At 50.3% G+C, this 21,042-nt stretch carries 17 protein-coding genes and 1 pseudogene; 6 read left to right on the plus strand and 12 right to left on the minus strand.

The window, feature by feature from the left end; translation table 11 throughout:
* Nucleotides 1-380: 380 nt before the first annotated feature.
* On the minus strand, nucleotides 381-1,382 hold the full coding sequence (locus CAG64_RS03360) for a GlxA family transcriptional regulator (RefSeq protein WP_161489049.1): 1,002 nt from the start codon (nucleotides 1,380-1,382) through the stop codon (nucleotides 381-383).
* A gap of 90 nt (nucleotides 1,383-1,472) precedes the next feature.
* Nucleotides 1,473-2,165 (minus strand): cysteine hydrolase family protein, encoded by a 693-nt coding sequence (locus tag CAG64_RS03365; protein WP_040902113.1) that lies wholly within the window; start codon nucleotides 2,163-2,165, stop codon nucleotides 1,473-1,475.
* Between the two features lie 282 nt (nucleotides 2,166-2,447).
* Between CAG64_RS03365 and CAG64_RS03370 the strand changes: the two genes are divergently transcribed.
* From CAG64_RS03370 to CAG64_RS03380, 3 genes are all read left to right on the plus strand, one after another.
* Nucleotides 2,448-2,765: a DUF1840 domain-containing protein gene (locus tag CAG64_RS03370; RefSeq protein WP_021703478.1), complete on the plus strand. Its 318-nt coding sequence runs from the start codon at nucleotides 2,448-2,450 to the stop codon at nucleotides 2,763-2,765.
* Between the two features lie 331 nt (nucleotides 2,766-3,096).
* A complete protein-coding gene (locus tag CAG64_RS03375; protein ID WP_161489048.1) occupies nucleotides 3,097-4,062 on the plus strand; it encodes a hypothetical protein in 966 nt (321 codons plus the stop codon).
* 168 nt (nucleotides 4,063-4,230) lie between these two features.
* Nucleotides 4,231-5,541, plus strand: coding sequence for an oligosaccharide flippase family protein (locus tag CAG64_RS03380; protein WP_161489047.1), 1,311 nt, complete (start codon nucleotides 4,231-4,233; stop codon nucleotides 5,539-5,541).
* Nucleotides 5,542-5,570: 29 nt separating this feature from the next.
* Here the strand turns inward: CAG64_RS03380 and CAG64_RS03385 are convergent, their stop codons facing one another.
* The 6 genes and pseudogenes from CAG64_RS03385 to CAG64_RS03405 form a co-directional block, all read right to left on the minus strand.
* A complete protein-coding gene (locus CAG64_RS03385) occupies nucleotides 5,571-6,851 on the minus strand; it encodes a mechanosensitive ion channel family protein (RefSeq protein WP_161454128.1) in 1,281 nt (426 codons plus the stop codon).
* 375 nt (nucleotides 6,852-7,226) lie between these two features.
* The gene (locus CAG64_RS03390) at nucleotides 7,227-8,384 is read right to left on the minus strand and encodes an MFS transporter (RefSeq protein WP_237668283.1); all 1,158 of its coding nucleotides are present in this window, start codon (nucleotides 8,382-8,384) and stop codon (nucleotides 7,227-7,229) included.
* Complete coding sequence (locus CAG64_RS24050; protein ID WP_443086600.1) at nucleotides 8,374-9,297, minus strand: ATP-binding cassette domain-containing protein; 924 nt, start codon at nucleotides 9,295-9,297, stop codon at nucleotides 8,374-8,376. The genes CAG64_RS03390 and CAG64_RS24050 overlap by 11 nt, the downstream gene beginning before the upstream one ends.
* A 75-nt stretch (nucleotides 9,298-9,372) precedes the next feature.
* Nucleotides 9,373-9,924, minus strand: a pseudogene (locus tag CAG64_RS24055) (ATP-binding cassette domain-containing protein); the annotation flags it as partial.
* Between the two features lie 389 nt (nucleotides 9,925-10,313).
* Nucleotides 10,314-11,714, minus strand: a complete 1,401-nt coding sequence (locus CAG64_RS03400) for a sensor domain-containing diguanylate cyclase (protein ID WP_161448914.1) — start codon at nucleotides 11,712-11,714, stop codon at nucleotides 10,314-10,316.
* Between the two features lie 217 nt (nucleotides 11,715-11,931).
* On the minus strand, nucleotides 11,932-12,819 hold the full coding sequence (locus CAG64_RS03405) for a LysR family transcriptional regulator (protein ID WP_021703484.1): 888 nt from the start codon (nucleotides 12,817-12,819) through the stop codon (nucleotides 11,932-11,934).
* Nucleotides 12,820-12,916: 97 nt separating this feature from the next.
* On the opposite strand from CAG64_RS03405, the gene budA reads away from it, so the two are divergent.
* Genes budA through CAG64_RS03420 form a run of 3 tightly spaced genes read left to right on the plus strand, consistent with a single transcriptional unit; the run spans nucleotide 12,917 to nucleotide 16,191 of the window.
* Nucleotides 12,917-13,702 (plus strand): acetolactate decarboxylase, encoded by a 786-nt coding sequence (gene budA, locus CAG64_RS03410; protein ID WP_161457665.1) that lies wholly within the window; start codon nucleotides 12,917-12,919, stop codon nucleotides 13,700-13,702.
* A gap of 30 nt (nucleotides 13,703-13,732) precedes the next feature.
* Nucleotides 13,733-15,436, plus strand: coding sequence for an acetolactate synthase AlsS (alsS, locus tag CAG64_RS03415; RefSeq protein ID WP_161457664.1), 1,704 nt, complete (start codon nucleotides 13,733-13,735; stop codon nucleotides 15,434-15,436).
* Entirely contained in the window at nucleotides 15,433-16,191 is a 759-nt protein-coding gene (locus CAG64_RS03420; RefSeq protein ID WP_161457663.1) for an SDR family NAD(P)-dependent oxidoreductase, read from the plus strand. The genes alsS and CAG64_RS03420 overlap by 4 nt, the downstream gene beginning before the upstream one ends.
* 75 nt (nucleotides 16,192-16,266) lie before the next feature.
* On the opposite strand, the gene CAG64_RS03425 is transcribed toward CAG64_RS03420, so the two are convergent.
* The 4 genes from CAG64_RS03425 to CAG64_RS03440 all read right to left on the minus strand — a co-directional run bounded on the left by CAG64_RS03425 (nucleotide 16,267) and on the right by CAG64_RS03440 (nucleotide 21,004).
* The gene (locus CAG64_RS03425; protein WP_161457662.1) at nucleotides 16,267-17,256 is read right to left on the minus strand and encodes an ABC transporter ATP-binding protein; all 990 of its coding nucleotides are present in this window, start codon (nucleotides 17,254-17,256) and stop codon (nucleotides 16,267-16,269) included.
* Entirely contained in the window at nucleotides 17,253-18,932 is a 1,680-nt protein-coding gene (locus CAG64_RS03430; protein ID WP_161457661.1) for an ABC transporter permease, read from the minus strand. The genes CAG64_RS03425 and CAG64_RS03430 overlap by 4 nt, the downstream gene beginning before the upstream one ends.
* Before the next feature lie 4 nt (nucleotides 18,933-18,936).
* Nucleotides 18,937-19,890 carry an ABC transporter substrate-binding protein gene (locus CAG64_RS03435; RefSeq protein ID WP_021703490.1) on the minus strand — a complete coding sequence of 318 codons (954 nt, stop codon included), beginning with the start codon at nucleotides 19,888-19,890 and terminating at the stop codon, nucleotides 18,937-18,939.
* A 220-nt stretch (nucleotides 19,891-20,110) separates the two neighbouring features.
* Entirely contained in the window at nucleotides 20,111-21,004 is an 894-nt protein-coding gene (locus CAG64_RS03440; RefSeq protein ID WP_161457660.1) for a hypothetical protein, read from the minus strand.
* Between the last annotated feature and the right edge of the window lie 38 nt (nucleotides 21,005-21,042).

Here is a 21,042-nt window from a genome sequence, read left to right on the forward strand (position 1 = left end):
AAATTCTTTAAAAAACTATTGGGATATGGAATACTTTCTAAAGGAGCAGTATCCACACTATAGAAAATTATATTCAATTGAATATAAGTTGGATCAGTTGTTGAATGCGCAAATAAAGCAGTCGAAAGGTTAAAAGTTTCATAAAGTCAGTTGGTAGTTACAGTGTTTATAAGTTTAGCGATGTTCCATACCTGTAGTTATGCATCAATTAACTAATGTTCAATTTTCCTAGCTCGTTTATGTCCAAAAACGTTCTAGGCAGTCCTTCCATCTCTATGCTAGGCAGAAGAGTTCAAAAGTTTCTGCCTTTTCTGTATCCATCTGCTCCGGAAGTGACGCCGTGACCTTTTGTTATGACCGCAACACCTCTAGACAGAACTTTACTTACCACGTCCTCCCCTAAACACCTGCCGATAACTTGCCGGCGAGATATCAAATTGCTGTCGGAAATGTCGTCTTAACGACGTGGCCGAAGCAAAACCCGCTTGTTCGGCAATGCGGTCTATGGCTTGATCTGTGGTTTCTAAATAGTGCTTCGCGGCCATCAGACGTTGATTGACTAACCATTGCGAGAAGCTGCTACCCGTGGCTTGTTGGAAGCGGCGTGTGAAGTGGCGCCTGCTCATACATGCTTTTTCTGCCATAACGTCGACCGTAAGCGGCATGGAAAGGTTTTCAATCGCCCACTCCATTATGGCGGATAACGGCTCACGCTGGTTCACAGCCGGAACGGGCACATCAATATATTGCGCCTGACCACCTTGTCGATGTGGCGGTACCACAAGATGCCGAGCGACCGCATTGGCCGTCTGTGAACCCCAGATCTGACGCACGATGTGCAGGCAACAGTCAATGCTGGCAGCGGTACCCGCGGAGGTAACAACGTCGCCGTTGTCGATGTAAAGCACCTTCTCATCAACCGATACTTGTTTATAACGATCACGAAAACATTGTGCCCAGCGCCAATGCGTGGTCGCTGTTCGGCCATCAAGTAATCCAGCCGCCGCGACCACAAACGCCCCCATGCACAAACCTATGATACGGGCCCCTCTGGCATGAGCTTGTTGCAGGGCGTCAAGAATACACGCTTCTGGTTGATGTGCGGGGTCGTCCCAGCTTGGCACGATGATGATGTCTTTTGAACTCATCGCTGCTAGCCCCTCTTCGACGATCATCGAAAACCCGGCACTGGTTTTTAGCACCCCAGGCTTCGCCGCGCAGATCGTGATCTCACAAGCGGGCGTTCCATCGACATTTAAGACTTTTTCAAACACTTCGTACGGCACCGACAAATGAAAAGGAATAATGCCATCAAAAACCACGATACCAATCGTCACTTTTGAAAGGTGGCCTGATTCGGGCTTGCTCACTGCATGTATCATCTGCCTAGTATTCCTTTTGCGTCGTTTCATTCAAAGATACCAGCTAATACCCATTTTGGTATCAGCTGGCGGTGTTACGCATGCAGTTCGTTATCGTATCACTGGCATGTCTACGATTGCTTGCGTGGTCTTAATATCAGCAAACACGTCGGCCACACCTGCGATGGCAGCGCGTTGCAAAGTGATGTGATCAACCACGCTTCCATCCCAGTTAGCCAAATCACGAGTAGCCGTGGCGTCTTCCGCGATAATCACTTCGTAGCCCATCGGCACGGCATCACGGGCCGTTGTAGACACACACATGTGAGTCATCAGGCCGGTAATGATCAAAGTTTTAATCCCCTTCTCTTTCAACTGCTGGTCCAGGTTGGTGCCAACAAATGAGCTTGGGGTTGCTTTGTTGATGACAAAATCGGTATCCAACGGTTGCAGATCCTGATGGAACTCCGCGTTCACACTTCCTTCGGCAAACAATGGACCGTCAGCAGCCCCCACATGACGCACAAAATAGACGGGCATCTTGTTCTGATGCGCAAAACCAACCACCTGCTTGGCTTTTTTTAGTGCTTCCTTGCCATTCGGAATAGGCATACGCCCCGTGTAATATTCGTTCTGAAAGTCAATCACCAGCACCGCGGTGGAACCTGCATGGAGTTCTGTCGGCGCTTGAGCCTGAGTCATCGTCCGGATCGTGGGCGCTGACGTGGCATTCGTAGATTCCGCGGCGGCCGAGGCCGTTGCCATTGAAAGTGCCAGTGCACTGCAAACTGCTGTTTTTTTCATTCTCGTTCTCCTCACGTGTTTTCGTTACAGGCGCGATTGCCTGATGTGGGAGCAGTATGCGGAATGCGCGATGTTGCTGACAGTCTGCTTTGTGACGAAAAACAGTACTTTTGGGCCAAAATGAACACACCGAACATTTCAGGCCATCAGCGGATGTTGATGTGACATTATCGTATGTTCAGTAAACATGGCTGTGCTATGGTTTATAGAGATTATCAACGCGAATCAGAGTGTTGCAGCTTAGCTGCTAAGCCTGATTGGTCCACTTTAAGAGGATTCACTATGTTAATTACCTTTCGCTGTAAGGCATATGCAAACATTACGATGTTTGGTGATGTGGGCTTGCAGATGCTAAAACTGATGGGACACAGTGAAACCGTACCCGGCGCCATTCTGGCGAACGATGTCCCTCAGGCACTGGAGCAGCTCAAAGCCGCGGTAGAGGTAGAAAAACGTAAAGCTGCCAACGCAGAACCCGAGAATGATTCGGATGAAGATGCCGAGCCAGCCATCAGTGTCAACCATCGGGCTTTACCTCTTATCGAACTGCTCAGCGCCGCCGTGAAAGAAAAATGCGATGTGATGTGGGAGTCAACGTAACAATAACGCCTCATGTGGGGGATTGGCTCTGATGATTGTATACGGTTCATGCTTTGGTAAGTCAATTATCTATGCGTGAGAGCAGTAACTCAAGGCGAATCGAAGTAAACCCAAACTATTCAAGTAAATATTGTATCGAACAGAGAATCTAAATATTTTTGCGTTGAGTAATCTCAAAGATCTCCTAGTTTATTACTATCCAAGGCTGGAGTAATAAATTATGAGATTGAGTCTGCTTCGCACTCGAATAAAAGACAGAAATTTAACTTGTAGTGAGGTCCTATCTATTTTGATGGACCAACCAACCTCAACAAACGAATCTCACGCGCACATGCATACAAGAGAAGGCTTCAAGGTGACTCCACTGCCTTATAACAACACTCCAAGTGCGGTATTTTGGGCCAAGATGAAGAAAAAGCATTGGGAAGAAGAAGATTCGCATCTTTACCCTCAGAGTCATGAACGTCATTTAGGGTTGTACACCTACTCGAAAGGCGCAAAAGGAGGGTTAAATATCTTTCCTGGCGTTTATCAAGACCCAAACCGACTCGCTACCGACTTAAGTTACGCTAATCGTACTGGTCTTCCCGATCTACCTGAAATTATTCGGTCTACGAATACCATTACATATGCCATGCGATTCCCAAGCGGTGTAATGGGGTCCCCAACGTGGGTAACATTACCTTCAGGAACCGATTTTTCTACCCTTCCGAAAGGAAACCAACCGGGTCACTACCTCATAAAGAATGGTCAACTAAGACTTAAAACCGAAACAACATACGACAAAACCCCTTCAGTCCGAGCTTCTCCCGTTCATACAATGTTTCCCGATAGTGAAGCTATGGTCATGTATCTTACAGCGGCCTTAATGTCAGATGCCGGAAAAACTGTCATAGAGTATCTCGAAGATCATGTCCTTCCAGCGGAAAAAAAAACAGTAGCCATTTTTTCAAAAACCGCTGTCACTGCTGTAAGAAAATTCGATCCTACTGTCCCGACAAAAATGATTGAACGGACATTAGAGGTCGACACAAGCTTACCCCGCAGACACGATAACGGCTTTTACCCAACGACAGGACAGATTATTAGAAATACAGCAGACATTGACCATATTGCTGTAATTCTTGGTCATCGGGCCGACGGTTCCTTGAATATTATTACGTGCTATCCCAGCAAAGTTAATACAAATGCCGCAATTGGCACGCCAACCTATCAAAATCAAGATATTGCAGAACTCATTTTTGGACAACACAGCGTTGTCACTCAGACTAACGCATCACCGGTATTACGCTGGTGAAAGGAGCCACATTAGATACCTCTCTAACATCCATTCTAGAGAGGTATTCAACAATAGAGTCTGAGGCCTATCACAATATATCGTTGATGCCACTGCGTAACCTCGTCCCTCCACTCTCCTATCCTGTTATCATTAGATGAATTATCTCAATCAAATCAGAGAACTACTGTGACGGTCGAATCCAAACCCTCAATCAAGCTTGGCATTAATGGTGTCATTTTGCTCGCGGCCATTCCGGTCAGCTTTCTGGCTGATTATCTGTTTAACCTGACACTGAGTGGACGTTTAACCAGCCATGAGTACGGCGACTATAAAGTGGCGTACGCCTACGCGGTGCTGGCGTCAATGGTGATTTTGCTGGGTGGCGATCGTGTGGCACCGAAAATGTTATCGGCCACGTTAGATCAGGGCAACAATCGTCCGGTGTGGTCGTTTGTTCGGTTTTATCTGAAAACAGCCACACTGCTGTCCGTTGTGTTGATCATTGTCACTTACGCGGGCAGTTATCTGCACCTGTTTGTCAGCGGTTCGGACCAACACCACCCCTTAGTCTTGATGTCGTTTGTATTGCCGCTGATCGCGGCCGCGGCTCTGTTCAGCCGAGTGTTGCAATCCGGTAAGTTCTTGATCCTCTCCAACCTGCCATGGCGCGTCGCGCTGCCTCTGATGAAAACCGCCATGATCGTTACGATTTTCTGGCTATTCGGCTCACTGGCACTGTGGCAAGTCATCACCTGTGGCGCGTTAGCCGTGTTAATTCTGGTGAGTTGGCAGTGGTTCAAGCTGCGTCAACTGGCTTTGATTTCTGTGTCATCGGCGGCGGCGAAACACCCAACCAACCACCGTGAGCTACTCAAACAATCGCTTCCCATGATGGCCGCCGTGCTGGTCACCGTGGCGCTGAATCAAATTGATCTGTTCATGCTCGAATGGTTGGCCGAAGAGCATGAAGTCGGCCATTTTGGCGCCGCTGCGACGATCGCTCATATTCTGCCGGTGGCACAGACGACAATCGCAGGGTTGTTTCTGCCGCTGCTTGGGATTGCGGTTCATGAAGGCAGTAAACAGAGCATGGCCGTTTACCATCAAGCACAAAAACTGATTTTCTGGGTACTCGGCGGGTTATTTGTCGTGCTGCTCGCCTTGCGACATACTCTGCTCGGAATGTTTGGTGAGGAATACCTGGCAGCCAATCAGGCACTTACTCTTCTGTGTGGCGCGTATGCTGTTTGGGGGCTGGCGGCTTTTTCGTCCACCTGGCTGCAATACGTAAAACGTGGCAGAAACGTCGTGTGGATTGGTTTGACTGGCATAGGTCTGGACGCTGCACTCAACCTTGTGCTGATCCCTCGATATGGCATTGATGGCGCGGCGGCGGCGACGTTACTGACTCTTTTCAGTTGCAGTGTTGCGATCTGGCTCTATCAACATCATACCTTCAAAGTAATAACTCACGATCAGGATTATCAACAAGCGTAAAAAAAGCTCCCTTGCGGGAGCTTCTTACTTTATCCGTTACTCACTTGTGCCAGTGGGTTTGGCTTTGGCCGTTCCTGATGCCATTGGCGGAAGTCACTGCCCGTCGGCGCCTGCGCAACACGCAAGTTAAACTCTGGCATCACCGCGTACAGGTGGTCAAAAATGTCCGACTGAATACGCTCGTATTCAACCCACGCCGTTGTGGTGGTAAAGCAGTAGATCTCCATTGAGATACCGTCATGCGATGGCGCAAGCTGGCGAACCATCAGCGTCATATTCTTATGAATTTCCGGATGCGCACGCAGGTAGCGCTCAAGATACGCGCGGAAACTGCCCAGGTTGGTCAGACGACGACCATTGATGGTGCTGGTGTCATCGACGTTGTGCTGTTCATTATAGAGCGTGATCTCTTCAACTTTGTTTTTGATGTACGGTTCCAGAAGTTGCGCTTTCGTCAGATCGGCAACTTCCTCATCACTGAGAAAATGTACGCTGGTCGCATCAATCATCACGCTACGCTTGATGCGTCGGCCGCCGGAGTCAGTCATCCCTTTCCAGTTTTTGAACGAGTCAGAGATCAGTGCGTAAGTCGGAATCGTTGTGATGGTCTTATCCCAGTTCTGCACTTTCACTGTGGTCAGGCTGATGTCGATCACATCACCATCCGCGCCGTATTTCGGCATCTCCAACCAATCACCTACACTCAGCATTTTGTTGGCGGACAGCTGCACACCCGCAACCAAACCAAGAATGGGATCTTTAAACACCAACATCACGACCGCTGTCATGGCACCCAGACCACTCAACAGAATCACCGGGGATTTGCCTATCAGGATGGAGGTAAACAGCAATGCCGCAATCACAAAAACGATGATTTTGACGCTCTGAATGATGCCTCGGGTCGGCATATTGCGCCCAACCTGGGTGCGGTTTACCAGCACATCGACCACATTGAGCAGCGAGAACAGCGACAACATCGCGTACAACACAACCCACAGCGCGACAATCGTCAGCAACATCTCGCGGATTGCACTCTCCTCGGACAGCCACAGATTGGCCTGAATGCCGATCACAATCCCTTGTATCAGCAGCGCTACCCGACTGAATAAGTTGCCGCTGAACAGTTCATGTCGCCACACGGCCTGAGACTTGTCTGCACTGCGTTTCAGCCAGGCCACCACACCACGGTGCAACACCAGGTGGATGATGATAGCGATGAGCAGAATGAGTCCAAGCGCTTCACCGATTTGAATCAACTGCGACAGTTGAATGTTGTATTGACTGAGCCAATTTTCAAAGGACTGCAACATAAAAAACTCCGCTCCGAACTGGAGACTCTTCAAAAACCGTACATATGATTTTCATAACATACACATGCGGAAACAAAAGCCACACTATCTTTGACTGTATCTGACTCGTTAAGAAAGCGTGATTGAAACCCATCTGTTGCGCAGTGTCACTCACTTATCCGCGAAACTCGTACTTCGCTTCAACAGTAAGCAACCCATTGTATGTGATACCGGGGCTACGACCAATGTTTTCGTGAGCGATAACCACAACGAATATACCTGACACCGTAGATGCGACCAAGGCAGTAATCAAGTCAGAAAAATCCTAAATGCTGTAACAGATTGCAACTGAGCAACGACCAAAACCGCCCAAACGACGGCTTTGGTTTAGAGCAATCAATCAGCCTCACTGACGGGGATTGGTTTTAGGGCGGCAATCGCAGCGGCAAACAAACCCACCGCCAACACGGCAAGCCAGACGGCTCCCAGTGAGTAAGCAAAACCCGCCAGACCGGACCAGATCGCAACGCCCAAATGCATCATACTCATGCCCAGCGCCATCAAAGTGCCGCGATGCGAATCTGACAGCTGCGCAATGTGGCTTTGCAGCGCCGGCGAGCCGATTCCCCCGGCCAGAGACCAGAAAAATAGCACCGGCAAAAACATCAACACATCCGTTGCGGATGCACCGAACACCCAGGCGCTGCACAGCAGGCAGACCACCAGTGCAGCTCGCATCACAGCACGGCCGCTGCCCAAGCGTCGAATGGCTCGCGACATCACCATATTGCCCATCACACTGACACCACCAAGTACCGCGTACGTTAAGCCAACCAGTGCAATGTCCAGTTCAGTGGCATCACGTAAGCGCTGTCCCACCAGATTGAAGACGCCGATCCCCCCACCAAGGCCAAGCCCCATTGCCAGAAGCGCTCCGCGGGCGCCCGGAATCCGTAGCAGTTGCGCCATGGCAGGTTGCTCCGGTTTAGCCGTTTTGTTTTTGGCGTAATGCGCACCGCCCTGGGCAGCGAGCAATGCCGCCACCATCAGTGCCGCTGCACCTAACACGATAAACGCTGCGCGCCAGGACAGCCACTCTGTCAAAAAAGCCCCGATAGCCGGGCTGGTAATCATTCCCAAAGTCAGACCTGCCTGAACCAGAGTAATGTGCTTCATCGCTTTATCACCCGGTTGATCACCGGCCAATGCAAACGCGATCGGCAACATGCCGGCACTGGCTAAGCCAGTCATCACCCGCGTCAGTAAACCCACATCGAATTGGCCAACCAGACCAGTAGCGATCGAAGAAAGACCGAACAACACACAAGCTGGCAACATGATGCGCAGCCTTCCCCATTGGTCTGATAAGCGACCAAAGTACGGGGCGATAAACGCAATCGCCAAGCTGTAGGCAGTGATAAACAACGTGATCCGTTCTGCTGGCACGCCCAAATCCTGTCCGATGGGTTGCAAAATCGGGCCAAGCAACAGCTCATCCGCCCCCACCAAGAACGCAATCAGGAACAACAGCGCGGGTAACATTTTATTTGGCATCACACATCTCCATCTTTGCCATATCAATCACTTTATCCGGCCAGTCGGCCAGAAAGTCCGGCTCGTGCGATACCACGATCACCGTGCCAGCGTAGGTACACAACGCCCGTTTTAACGCCGCTTTTACGTCGACATCCAAATGGGTGGTCGGTTCGTCAAGCACCAACACGTTTGATTTACTGACCGCCAGACACGACAACTTTACCTTGGTCTGCTCACCGCCACTCAAACTGCGCAGCGGCTGCAAGGATTTACTGCCGCTGATGCCAAACTCCGCCAGCTTCTGACGCGCACTTTTGTCATTCAACTGGCGACACGATGCTCGCATCACCTGCATGGGAGTACTGTCCGGGTAATCCCAGTGTAAGTCCTGAGAAAAATACCCCCACTGAATGCCGTTGGCCTGTCGAATGTCCCCGGCAAGAGGATTGAGCTGACCGATCAGCGTTTTCAGCAGTGTCGACTTACCCAAACCGTTAAAGCCAACAATCGCCAGCTTTTCGCCGCGCTGAATATCGAGATTCATCGCCGGTAACAAGGCATGTTGATAGCCTATCTCAAGCCGAGTTGCGGTCAGAACCGTCTGGGCACTCAGAGGCGCGTGAGAAAAACCAAACTCTGGTTGACTCTTTTGCTGCGGCTTGTTCACCCGCTCAATTTTCGCCAACTGCTTTTTGCGGCCGTTGGCTATCTTGGCGTTCACACCCGCACCGTTTTTGCTGATGTAGGCTTCAAGCTTGTCGATTTTCTGTTGTTGGGACTGATATTGCTTAAGCTGGTTGAGCGTCTCCTGCTCCTTCTGCGCCATCGCTTTTGCGTAGCCGCCTTTGTATTTTCGGATCTGTTGATGGTCAATGTCGCATATGCCATTGGCAATCCGATTCAGAAATGCCGTGTCATGCGATACCACCATAAACGTACCTGAATATTGATTGAGAAACTCCGCCAGCCAAGTCACGTGATCCGTATCGAGAAAGTTGGTCGGCTCATCTAGCAGTAACACATCCGGCTCTTCCAGAAGCAGTTTAGCCAAAATCACTTTATGGCGCTGACCGCCACTCAAACCACTCATGTGTGTAGTCATTCCAAGTGGCAGAATGCCCAGCCCCGCCGCCACCTGTTCAACACGATGAGTCAGGCGGTAGAAGCCCCCTTCTTCCAACAGCGATTGCAGCTCTGCCGCGCGATTCAGTGTTGCATCGGACACCGCTGATGACATTTGCGCATAGAGGCGATTCAGCTCGCGATCCGCAGCCAGTAAAGGCGCATAAGCGGTCGCCATAAAGTCGAATACTGACAGCGAGGGATCAATCTCAAGGTGCTGATCGAGGTAGCCAACTTTCACACCCTGCTGCCAAAGGATGTCACCGTGATCCGGCAGATACTCACCTCGTAATAGCTTGAACAAGGTACTTTTACCCGCACCATTTGGTCCGGTGACACCCAGATGCTCACCACGATGGAGAGCGAAATCGGCGTGTTGATATAAAACCTTGTCTTCCACCTGAAAGCCTAGGTGTTTGATAACTAATAAACTCATGTTTTTAAACCATAAAAAAGGGGCCGGTAACAAGTACCGGCCCCTGGAATCTGTACGATATTGATGTCTCTGATTTTCAGACACAAAAAAGGCCGGTGATAAAGCATTACCGGCCTACCTCTCTAACCATTACTTTCAGATGTCAGCTACCCTGCGCTGTTCACGCATTACAACATCTGATGAAGATTTGGTTTTTCAGGCTCCGAGCAACACTTCATCGTGTATTTGCGCGGAGCTCAGCCTTCTCACGAAGTTCTTGAACAGGATATAAATCATGGTAGAGAGTTATCTATAAAAACATTCTGCGGCAAAGTTAAGATACCGCCGGATAAAAGTCAATCACTAAAAGTGGCACCATCGCGTCAGCGCAGATGGTGATTGCCGTAAGCTCAGCCTGTTTCAATTCGGTTGCGTCCTTTGTGTTTGGCTTTGTAGAGTAGCTCGTCGGCTCTGGTCAGTAACTCGTTCGGGCTGTCTTGCTGACGAATCACCGTTGCCCCGACACTCACGGTAAAGTTCACTTCCGAGTCTTCATGCGTCACACTCACATCACGCAGTTCGCGTTGTAATCGAGCCAGAAGACTGCGCCCGCCTTCCAAACCCGTGCGCGGCAAAATGATCAGAAATTCTTCGCCCCCCCAGCGGGCACAGAAATCCTCTTTGCGACACAGCTTGGACGCCAGTAGCGCGAATTCTCTCAACGCCTCGTCTCCGGTACGGTGGCCGTAGCTGTCGTTGATCGCTTTAAAATGATCGAGATCGAGCAGAGCGACCACGGCCTCGGTACGTTGATTTTGTGCAATGCGAATCTGTTCAAGCAGGATGCGCTCCATGCAACCTCGATTTGCCAGTCCAGTCAGTGCGTCCGTGTTGGCCATACTTTCCATTTGAACGTGTGCATTTTCCAACGCCAGCAAATCATTGTTACGTGCGACTTCATGCCCGACCCACTCGGCAAATAAACGGATTAGCTCAATATCCTGACGAATAAACGGACGGGTCGGTTCCGGACTGGAAAAATTCAGCGTACCATACCGCTTTTCATCAACAAAAATCGGCGCGCCAAGGTACGCTTCCAGACCAAAGTTCTTAAAACACGGATGGGTAGCAACTTCGCTGTCTGAGACGTGATGAAAACCCTGAACGTCATCGGCGTTATACACGTGACTGCAATAGGTCGCATCAAGCTCGAATGTCATGCCAGCCTCTAGCGCATCATCCGGATGCACGGCACGCTGCACAATGTAATCGTTGCCGTCAATTTTGCTGAAGATACCGATCGGCAAACCAAAGTGCTCTGTCCCTAATTTCAAAATCTCATCAACGCGCTGTTCAAAACTTAATTGTCTCGATGAGGTAATTTCATGCAGCTTATTCAGTGTTTCTTCTGCGGATAATCGAGAAGATTCATCTTTGATCATCGCAATATAAAAAAGATTCTCGCCCGAGAAGTTTTTAATAACGCCACCAGAAGTCTGACCCTGAAATATTCGTCCGCCTTTTGTTTTGTAGTCTGCAATATACGAATCACTAATACATTCAGCCTCAACGTTATAACGTGATAAACCCAAGGTCTCATATTCATCATCCGTGGCATACAGAATGCGCGTGCTCGCCCCGATAACCTCACCTTCTTGGAAACCAAACAGCTTTTTGGCTGCACTGTTAATACAGACGATTTCACGTTGAAGCGTGGCAATAATGACGGCCGTATCAATATGCTCAAACACTTGGGACAGCACGTGAGAGTCCAATTCCGTATCAACATTTTGCAAATTTAAGGGCTTCATTCCGTCACTCCAATTGACCATACTTTCGCGCTGTTTCTGCCAGAGTATAACGCAGGGGCGATGATGTAAGCATACAGACCGTATCTATTGATGGAACATCACATAAAACGGGTTGTTAATTTCATTGTTGCGAAAATCCATATTTAAGCTAATGACATTAAGCGCTATTAAATAGAATAGAACATGGTTTACATGTCCGATTAAAAATATGCCGACGTTATTGTTCAGACTCAGCCTGAGTGATTTTAGCGACCACTTTTAACGCCTGTTTATTGAGGTTAGATCCCTCCCAGGCCACCACAATCCGACTGGTCATTGGCATGTCCTCTATCTCCGCTACCGCCGCCGCGTTGTCCAGATGTTCGGCCAGTGAGCGCGGCACAATCGCAATCCCCAGCCCCGCCTGAGCCATCGCAATCGTGGTGCGCAGTTGCGGCGCGGCAAACTGACGCTCAAGCCGTATTCCGGCGTCTGCAAGCAGCGTGTTCATGCCATCAAACAAGGCTGGTCCGGTTTCACGCGGAAACAATAAGATTTTCTGCTCTCTGAGCTGTGTCATTTGGATACGTTTAAACTGCGCCAATGGATGACCGGCTGGAATCACAGCAACAAACGGATCATCAAACAGCCGTTTGCGTTCAAAAGGCTCGCTGGCATAACAAGGCAAACGCATGATCGCGAGATCCAGCTGTTTGTTCTTTAACTGAGTGGCCAACTCCGGCATGGGCAGTTCAGCGGCCTGCAAGTTGATGCCATCGCCCTGAATTCGCCCCATCCTTTCCAGAACAGGAATACAAGTCGATGTTGAGGTGGCAAAGCCGACTTTCACTTCCGTATTTTCGCCGCGCGCAATCTGCCTGACTTTCGCTTTGGCCCGCTCCGCGTCAGCGAGAATATTCACCGCATCGGTATAAAACACCTCCCCAGCGCGAGTGAGCTCTACCCCTCTGGACAAGCGTTTAAACAGATCCACACCCAATTCATGTTCCAACTTTTTGATCTGTTGACTGAGTGGCGGCTGAGCGATGCCAAGCTGTTCGGCAGCCCTTGTAAAATGGCGCGTCTGGGCAACCGCGACGAAATACTTCAGGTAACGGAATTCCATATTTTTTCCATATCAAAATAAATCTTTTTTATATTGGATTTAGCACCCGGAGGAAGTCAATCTAAATATACACTTCATTGCATAATTGGTTTAACTCATGCGTGGATTCTACAACCCTCTGTGTGCTTGTTCGCTCGATGTAGCGAAAGAATTTGCCGAATACCATCACGTTACTGGTGATGGTGAGATTTATCAGACCTCGTTGATGAGCGCCCTGATCGCCGGCGTTTACGAAGGCTCAACAACCATAGAGCAATTGCTGGAGCACGGCGATTTTGGTTTGGGTACATTTAATCAGCTCGATGGTGAGCTGATTGCTTTTGACAAAGAAGTCTTTCAACTCAAATCCGATGGTTCAGCCAACCCGGCAGATATGGCGCAGAAAACCCCGTTTGCGGTCATGACATTTTTCAAACCGGATATCGAACTGCCACTGACATCACATATGTCCCGCGACGCCGTGCACGAACTGATCGACGACATGGTTCCGAGCGATAATCTGTTCTGCGCGATCCGCATTGATGGCATCTTCGACTTTGTCCGCACCCGCACCGTGCCTAAACAGACCCGGCCTTACCGACCCATGCTTGAGGTGGTCAAAGAGCAGCCCACCTTCCGTTTCGCTCAAAAACAAGGGGTCGTGGCTGGATTTCGTAGTCCCAAATACACCACGGGAATCAATGTGCCCGGCTATCACGAACATTTTATTACCGATGACCGCCAGGGAGGTGGCCATATTCAGGATTACAGCATTTCGTCAGGATTCCTCCAGATTGGCAAAGTATCGCGACTGGTGATCGACACCCCAGCTTCCGCGGATTTTCTTCGCGCCAATCTGGCTCCGGAAGACATTCGTACCGCCATCGAAAAGGCGGAAAAATAACAACGTCAGGCAATATAATAAGGACAACAAATGCAATCCAAACCTTCAAAACAAAATGGCGCACAGTTAATCGCCAGGCAGCTGGAATCACTCGGCATCAAATACATTTTTGGTATCCCCGGTGCCAAAATCGATCGCCTGTTTGACGCCATTGAAGACACCAGTATCCAGATGATCCCGGTGCGACACGAAGCCAACGGTGCCTTTATGGCCGGAGTTGTCGGCCGACTGACCGGTAAGGCTGGTGTCACGCTGGTAACCTCCGGCCCTGGCTGTGGTAATCTGGTCTCTGGTGTCGCCACCGCTAACTCAGAGGGCGATCCGCTGATCGCCATCGGCGGCGCAGTCAAACGCACGGATCAGCAAAAACAGACGCATCAGAGCATGGATACGGTCAGCATTTTTCGGTCAATAACCAAGTTCAGCGCCGAAGTGCAGCATGTCGACGCCGCCAGTGAAATCATGGCAAACGCGTTTCGCATTGCCGAGTCCGGCCGCCCGGGCGCATGCTTCCTCAGCTTGCCGCAAGATGTGTTGTCCGACCAAACCCAGACCGACATAATAACCCCGTCTGGATACACCCAGCCCGGTTGCGCTGACATCGCAGCAATCGAAGAAGCAGTAAACCGTATCGGTAAGGCCCAGCGCTGTGTGGTACTGCTCGGTTTGCACGCCAGTCGCAGTGAAAACGCCGCCGCCATCGCGCGCTTCTTGCAAAAAACACAACTGCCGGTGGTCGGCACCTATCAGGCAGCAGGTACGGTTGATATCAATTATTATCACCACTTTGCTGGCCGTGTCGGCTTGTTTAATAACCAGCCCGGTGATGTGCTGTTGCGCGATGCCGATCTGATCCTCACCATTGGTTTTAGCCCGATTGAGTACGATCCAGAACTGTGGAACAGCCAGCGCTGCCCAGTGATCCACCTCGACATCGAGCCGGCCGAATATCAGCTTAACTACCAGCCTTGCGTCGAAATCGTCGGCAACATTGCGCAGTCCCTCGATCAAATGGGCAGCCGCATCTCTGAGTACGCCCGTCTCTCGCCCACTGCGCTCTCCGTTTTGGAAGAGGTAGCTCTGCAACGTCAGGTGATCAAAACCTACCCCAACGTCTACAGCCAGCAAGGTTTTCACCCACTGGCGTTGATCAAAGCGATGCAAGCGATCATCACGCCAGACACCACACTCTGTCTCGATATGGGCAGCTTCCATATCTGGATTGCCCGCTACCTGAGCTGCTTCCGCGCGCGTCAGATGCTGATCTCCAACGGTCAGCAAACCATGGGCGTCGCCTTGCCATGGGCGATCGGTGCCAGCTTACTGAAACCCGGCAGCAAAGTGGTGTCGGTATCTGGTGATGGCGGCTTTATGCAATCCAGTATGGAACTGGAAACCGCTGTCCGGCTGAAATGTAACATCGTCCATATCATATGGGTCGACAACGCCTACAACATGGTGGAAATGCAAGAAGTGAAGAAATATCAGCGCTTCTCCGGGGTGAAATTCGGCCCGATTGATTTCAAAGCATACGCCGAGTCGTTTGGCGCCAAAGGTTTTGCCGTCACCAACCAGCATGAACTGGCTGCCACCCTGAAAAAGGCCATGGACGTTGAAGGCCCTGCTGTGGTGGCCATTCCCGTCGATTACAGCGATAACTACAAACTGATGTTGCCGCGCACTGAAAAGAATCAAGACCCTGTTTTCGTAAGTTTCGAAGGAGAAATCGCATGAGAGGATTAAAAAACAAAGTCGCATTAGTGACAGGTGCCGCCAATGGTATTGGCCTGGCTATCGCAACACGCCTTTACGATGAAGGCGTCAACGTTGCTCTGGCGGACTGGAATGAAACACAGCTCGCCAACGCGGTTGAGGGCTTCGACAAGCAACGTGTCTCTGCCCACACCATCGATGTTTCCAACCCGGACAAAGTCGCTTCACTGATTAACGATGTGGTCGCTCGTTTCGGCAAGCTGGATATTCTGGTCAACAATGCCGGCGTGCATGTGCCGGGCTCGGTCATTGAAGGCAGCGTCGACGACTGGAAGAAAATCTCTTCGGTGAACATTGACGGCGTGGTCTACTGCGCCAAATTTGCTTTGCCTGAATTGCTAAAAACCAAAGGCAGCATGATTAATACCGCTTCCGTCTCGGGGTTGGGTGGCGATTGGGGCGCCGCATTTTACTGTGCCAGCAAGGGGGCGGTCGTTAACCTGACCCGCGCGATGGCACTGGATCACGGCGGTGATGGCGTGCGTATCAATGCGGTTTGCCCAAGCCTGGTGAAAACCAACATGACCAATGGCTGGCCACAGGATATTCGCGAGAAATTCAACGAACGCATTGCATTAGGCCGCGCCGCTGAGCCAGAAGAGATCGCGTCTGTGGTGACGTTCCTCGCCAGTGACGATGCTTCGTTCATCAACGGTGTGAACTTGCCTGTCGACGGCGGCGCCACCGCTTCCGATGGACAGCCTAAAATCGTGTAAGCCGTAAACCGACAGATCAGCCAGAGACGTTTCACCTCCTTTTTCGGCTCTGCGCTGATCTGTTGTTCTCTTATTTCAACTTTCGACAGGCATCAGCACCGCATCATTCAACGCCGAATACACTATATCGTTTGCCCGGAGAGGACGATCACTGTAAAAACAAACCCGATTGCCATGCAACTCACCCACCACTTCAAACCGATCATCCAGAAACAGACAATCCTTCACCTCTATCGCGACCTGCGCCTCATTCGGTTGTTGCACTAGCGTGAAGGCCGTTCTTGGCACCAGCCACATTCCTTCCGCACGATTGAGTAGCTTACCGTCGATTAGGTTTCCTGCATTGAGGAACTCACTCGCCCAGCGGCTGACGGGCTTTTGAAAGAGCGTCACCGGATCCGACAGCTGGTGAATGACACCGTCTTTCATCAGCGCAATTCGGTCAGACAAAAGTTGCGCTTCCTTGCGATCGTGCGTCACGTTGATACAGGTGATCCCGCGTTGGCTGGTCAACTGGCGGATCTCCAGCCCCAATTCTTCACGTAAATTGGCATCCAGATTCGACAGCGGCTCATCCATCAAAATGATCGCTGGTGACGCCGCGAGAGCGCGGGCAATAGAGACGCGCTGCTTTTGCCCGCCAGACAGTTTTTCCGGTAACTTGGTCTCATGGCCGGATAACTTAACCAATTGCAATACGTCTGCAACCTGCTGTTGAATAAGGTGTTTCGGTTGTTTTTTCAGTACCAGCGGAAAGGCAATGTTGTCGTAGACCGTCATGTGAGGCCATAAGCCGTAATCCTGAAACACGTACCCTAGCCCACGCTGTGATACGGGGAGCTGATGTTGATTTAGAGTGTCAACATAAACGGACTCAGGTGTCACGACACTACCACTATCTGGCCTTTCCAGACCGGCAATGATACGCAACAGCGTGGTTTTCCCACACCCCGACGGCCCCAATAAGGTCAGGAACTCACCTTGACGAATGTCCAGGTTGATGTCATTCAGAAGGCACTTCGACTCGAACGATTTCGAGATTTGACTGATTTTTATGGCGTTCATGGTGTATATCTTTTTACTATTCCCTGCCCGAGTGCGATGAGTGCACCGGACACCAGAATCACAACCAGGCTCATCGCCATGCCGGCGCTCACTGAGCCCTGGTCGAACTGGTTAAATACATAAGTGGCAACGGTTTCCGTTCCGGCCGGCGCCAGCATCAATGACGCCACCAGCTCCCGGGTTGAGATCGCAAAAACGATGCAGCCGGAGGCGACCATAATAGGCACCATCAAAGGCAATAAAACGCGGCGAACGATATGCAAAATGTCGGCTCCGTAAATTGCCGCAGACTCATCCAGAGAAAATGGCTGCTGACGCAGCGCACTGGTGATCATCCGGATTGGATAGGGCAACATCAGGCAAACGTAGGCAAGCAACAAGATCATCATTGTGTTGTACGGCGTGATGGGCAGATACTGCTGATTCCAGGTGAGAATTAACCCAACCGATAAAGCCATCGCCGGTACCGCATTGGGCATTAGAGACAACACATCGAGGACGCTTTTCCCCCTGGGCTTCAATCGAATCAGAGTAAACGCAACCAGCAGCCCCAGCACCGCGGCAATCAACGCCGTCATCGCCGCCAGCCCGAGGCTGGTGTATATGGCTTCTACGGCGCCATTGCCCGACGTGAACAGATCCGCATAAGCGGACAACGTCAGGTTGTCCCAGCTCAGTCCGTGAGACACGGTACTCATCAACGACGCCGCCACAACTGAAAACAGCGGCAGAATCACCGCAAATACCGCGACCAAAGTAAACAACAGATGCGCTACCAGACATGCGCCACGCGAACTGTTTGCTGCCGAGGTGATCGTCTGGGCATCAAGACTGGCAGCGTATTTACGATTCACCACCAGTTGAAGCAGGTAAGCTGACACCGCTATCGCGATCAGGATCAGCGACAACACCGAAGCTCCGGGTAAATCAATCGGCCAGTCGGTCAGCTTCTCTTCAATGGCTGTGACCATAACTTCAAAGCCGAAGCGGCTGCCTAAAATATCTGGCGTCCCGAACTCCTCGACTGATAACACAAACACAATCAGTCCGCTGGCGAGTAATGTCGGCATCATCAATGGCAATAAAATGCGACAGGCTAAGTCCAAACGCCCGGCCCCATAAACTCGTGCCACATCATTGTAACGTTGACCAATCACCCGCAGTGCATTGCTGGCAGAAAAATACACCAGCGGAAACAGGTGCATCGTCATCACAAATACCACGCCACTGAAAGAAAACAGAAAGGCCGAAAAATCCACACCAGTCCAGCGATACCAAACGCCATTGAACTGAAACATCTGAATCCAGGCCATGGAAGCGATATAAGGAGGAATCAAAAATGGCACCAGCAACATCACATCCCAGAAGCGCCCGGCAGTCACGCTCATTTTATTACGCACATAAGCCAGAACCACAGCGACAGCGATGGAAAGCAGCGTCACGCAGGTCGCTAACCGAATGGAATTGAACGTAGCATCAATGAGAGCGGGGTCGCTGAGTTGAGGATAAAGATTGCTAAATGGTGCGCGAAACGATCCTTCATTGAAATGCGGGAATATCGCAAACAAGATCACCGATAACACTGGCAGACCAATAATAATCAACAACGACACCACAGAAAATGCATTAAAGGCCAGAGGAAGGCGCCCTCCTCTGGCATTCGCGTACAACGACATACAATCAATGACCCATGATCTGCGCGAACTTGTCTTTGGTCTGTTTGGCTTTTTCCGCTGCTGCAGTGGCGTCAAACTGGATCAGATTGAGTTCGGCATAGCCCGGGCGCTGTGCCGCAATGTCTGTTCTGGCAGGAAGAATTAAAGTATCGGCCACCAGCGTTTGCCCTTCGTCTGACAAGACATAATCGACAAACTTTTTCGCCAACGCCTCATGTTGGGTGGATTTCAAGATCATCATCGGACGCGGAGCCAGGACCGTGCCGTCTTCCGGGTAAATCACTTCCAATGTTTCACCTTTGGCTTTTAATCCGAGACCGATGTAATCCACCGCCCCAAAAACCGCCGATTTCGCGCCCTGCAACACTGGATTGAGTGCCGCTTTGTTTGGCCCGGGGATCAGCACGTCGTTTGCCTTCAGCTCCGCAAACAATTGCCAGGCTGACTCACCCATTTGGTCCGCAAGACCTTCCACCAAAGTTAGTGCAGACCCTGATTTACTCGGGTCTGGCATGGTCACTTTGTTCTTGTATTCTGGCTTGGTCAGATCGGCCCAGCGTTTAGGCACCGGCAACTGACTTTGCGTGTTGTAAGCAATGGCCAGCACCGCCGTACCTTGCGCCGTGTACGTCGCGGTTTTCAGGAAATCCGGCACCTTAGCGGCATTTGGTGACTGGTACGTAAGTAATTCACCTGCGTTGTCCAGCGTAATGGCATGACCCAGTGACGACGAAATCATGACATCGACATGCGGATTGGCTTTTTCTGCCTGGTAACGGGACATGATTTTACCGCCGGTGGCCTGATACAGGTCAACTTTCGCACCACTTTGCCGTTCAAAGCCCTGAATCAGCTCGTTGGATAACCCTTTTGGGCCCGCCGAATAAACCGTCAGCGTTTCTGCGTGAACACCTGAACCTAAAAGTAGTGTGGCCGACAACAAATATGCGAATTTCATCTTTCCCTCTGAAAATACTCTCATCAATAAGAGTCCATATCTTGCGCCGGATATATGTCGAAATCATGACAAGCCGATGAACCAGAATCGTTTAAATTAAGGCGTCAATGATGCTACTCGATATTAAAAACTTAGGGAAAGCCTTGCTGAAAAATAAAAAACGCCACCGAAAGGTAGCGCTTTAAATTCATACTTTGGTTTACTTTTTTGCGATGTTAATTTACTGACCGCTGCAAAACTGAGCATCGTATTGATAAACAAATTGCGTCTTCGTTATCCCGTCCAGCTTCACCCAGTCAGACATCTTGCCCATCGCAAGAAATGCTTGCTGAGCACGCTGAACTACTTTGGGCGTATACTCACCCTGATTGTCAGCGTAATCAAACGAGGCTTCCGCAATAACAGGTTTGCTGCCTGGCAGCGGAGCAGGATTGTCATACCACAGGCTCACCACCAAATCCGCATCAAACTGACCGAGATCGATTTCCTGTCCTTTGTAGCGGCGCTCATACATCGTAATGTTGCCGACCCGGTTCAGTGGCGTATCTGCATCAATCACGCCATATTTTGCAGCAAAGCCGGGAAAGTCATCATAGATGTCATCGATCTTATTAATGTTTTTTCCGTAACCCGATATCTTGGTGGAATGCGAAACCTTAATTGAGATATCGTCATCAGAGCCGAGCAACAGGTCATCTTCTAGTTTGCTTTCGGCCTTACTTCGGTTTGAGGCCAAATCCTCGTACGCACTGATAAACCGATCTGACGAGCGAAATTTCAGAGCGGCGTCTCGGTCATTGGCGTCATAGCGACTGACGCGATCCCGAAACGAATAGCCAAGCGTGCGCAAAGTACAGGCATTGGGTACATCCCAATAAGAGACAAAACGTTCTTTGTCCAGTGAGGCATTCCCCGATACATTGCGGTTGATTGCTTGTGAAATTACACTCGCCAGTTGTACGGTATAATTGGCAACGTCGCTCGCTTCACTCTGATAAGTAAACTTATCGGTATCGAGCAATAATTTGTATTCCCGGGAGGTGATATCCGTCGAAGCGTGTGCGGCATTAATGATAAAAAGCGCGGATAACGATGCGATCCATTGATATTTCATCTGTTCTTCCTGTTATTTATTTCCGGAAAACAAACTGT

The organism is Vibrio sp. V38_P2S17PM301, from assembly GCF_009904845.1.
Taxonomy (GTDB): domain Bacteria; phylum Pseudomonadota; class Gammaproteobacteria; order Enterobacterales; family Vibrionaceae; genus Vibrio; species Vibrio proteolyticus.

Coding starts and splice junctions, on each gene's coding strand:
- CAG64_RS03435 (WP_021703490.1), bottom strand. CDS start 19,890: ATGAAATTCGCATATTTGTTGTCGGCCACACTACTTTTAGGTTCAGGT.
- CAG64_RS03440 (WP_161457660.1), bottom strand. CDS start 21,004: ATGAAATATCAATGGATCGCATCGTTATCCGCGCTTTTTATCATTAAT.
- CAG64_RS03420 (WP_161457663.1), top strand. CDS start 15,433: ATGAGAGGATTAAAAAACAAAGTCGCATTAGTGACAGGTGCCGCCAAT.
- CAG64_RS03370 (WP_021703478.1), top strand. CDS start 2,448: ATGTTAATTACCTTTCGCTGTAAGGCATATGCAAACATTACGATGTTT.
- alsS (WP_161457664.1), top strand. CDS start 13,733: ATGCAATCCAAACCTTCAAAACAAAATGGCGCACAGTTAATCGCCAGG.
- CAG64_RS03425 (WP_161457662.1), bottom strand. CDS start 17,256: ATGAACGCCATAAAAATCAGTCAAATCTCGAAATCGTTCGAGTCGAAG.
- CAG64_RS03400 (WP_161448914.1), bottom strand. CDS start 11,714: ATGAAGCCCTTAAATTTGCAAAATGTTGATACGGAATTGGACTCTCAC.
- budA (WP_161457665.1), top strand. CDS start 12,917: ATGCGTGGATTCTACAACCCTCTGTGTGCTTGTTCGCTCGATGTAGCG.
- CAG64_RS03385 (WP_161454128.1), bottom strand. CDS start 6,851: ATGTTGCAGTCCTTTGAAAATTGGCTCAGTCAATACAACATTCAACTG.
- CAG64_RS24050 (WP_443086600.1), bottom strand. CDS start 9,297: ATGGTGGTATCGCATGACACGGCATTTCTGAATCGGATTGCCAATGGC.
- CAG64_RS03390 (WP_237668283.1), bottom strand. CDS start 8,384: ATGCCAAATAAAATGTTACCCGCGCTGTTGTTCCTGATTGCGTTCTTG.
- CAG64_RS03375 (WP_161489048.1), top strand. CDS start 3,097: ATGCATACAAGAGAAGGCTTCAAGGTGACTCCACTGCCTTATAACAAC.
- CAG64_RS03405 (WP_021703484.1), bottom strand. CDS start 12,819: ATGGAATTCCGTTACCTGAAGTATTTCGTCGCGGTTGCCCAGACGCGC.
- CAG64_RS03360 (WP_161489049.1), bottom strand. CDS start 1,382: ATGATACATGCAGTGAGCAAGCCCGAATCAGGCCACCTTTCAAAAGTG.
- CAG64_RS03365 (WP_040902113.1), bottom strand. CDS start 2,165: ATGAAAAAAACAGCAGTTTGCAGTGCACTGGCACTTTCAATGGCAACG.
- CAG64_RS03430 (WP_161457661.1), bottom strand. CDS start 18,932: ATGTCGTTGTACGCGAATGCCAGAGGAGGGCGCCTTCCTCTGGCCTTT.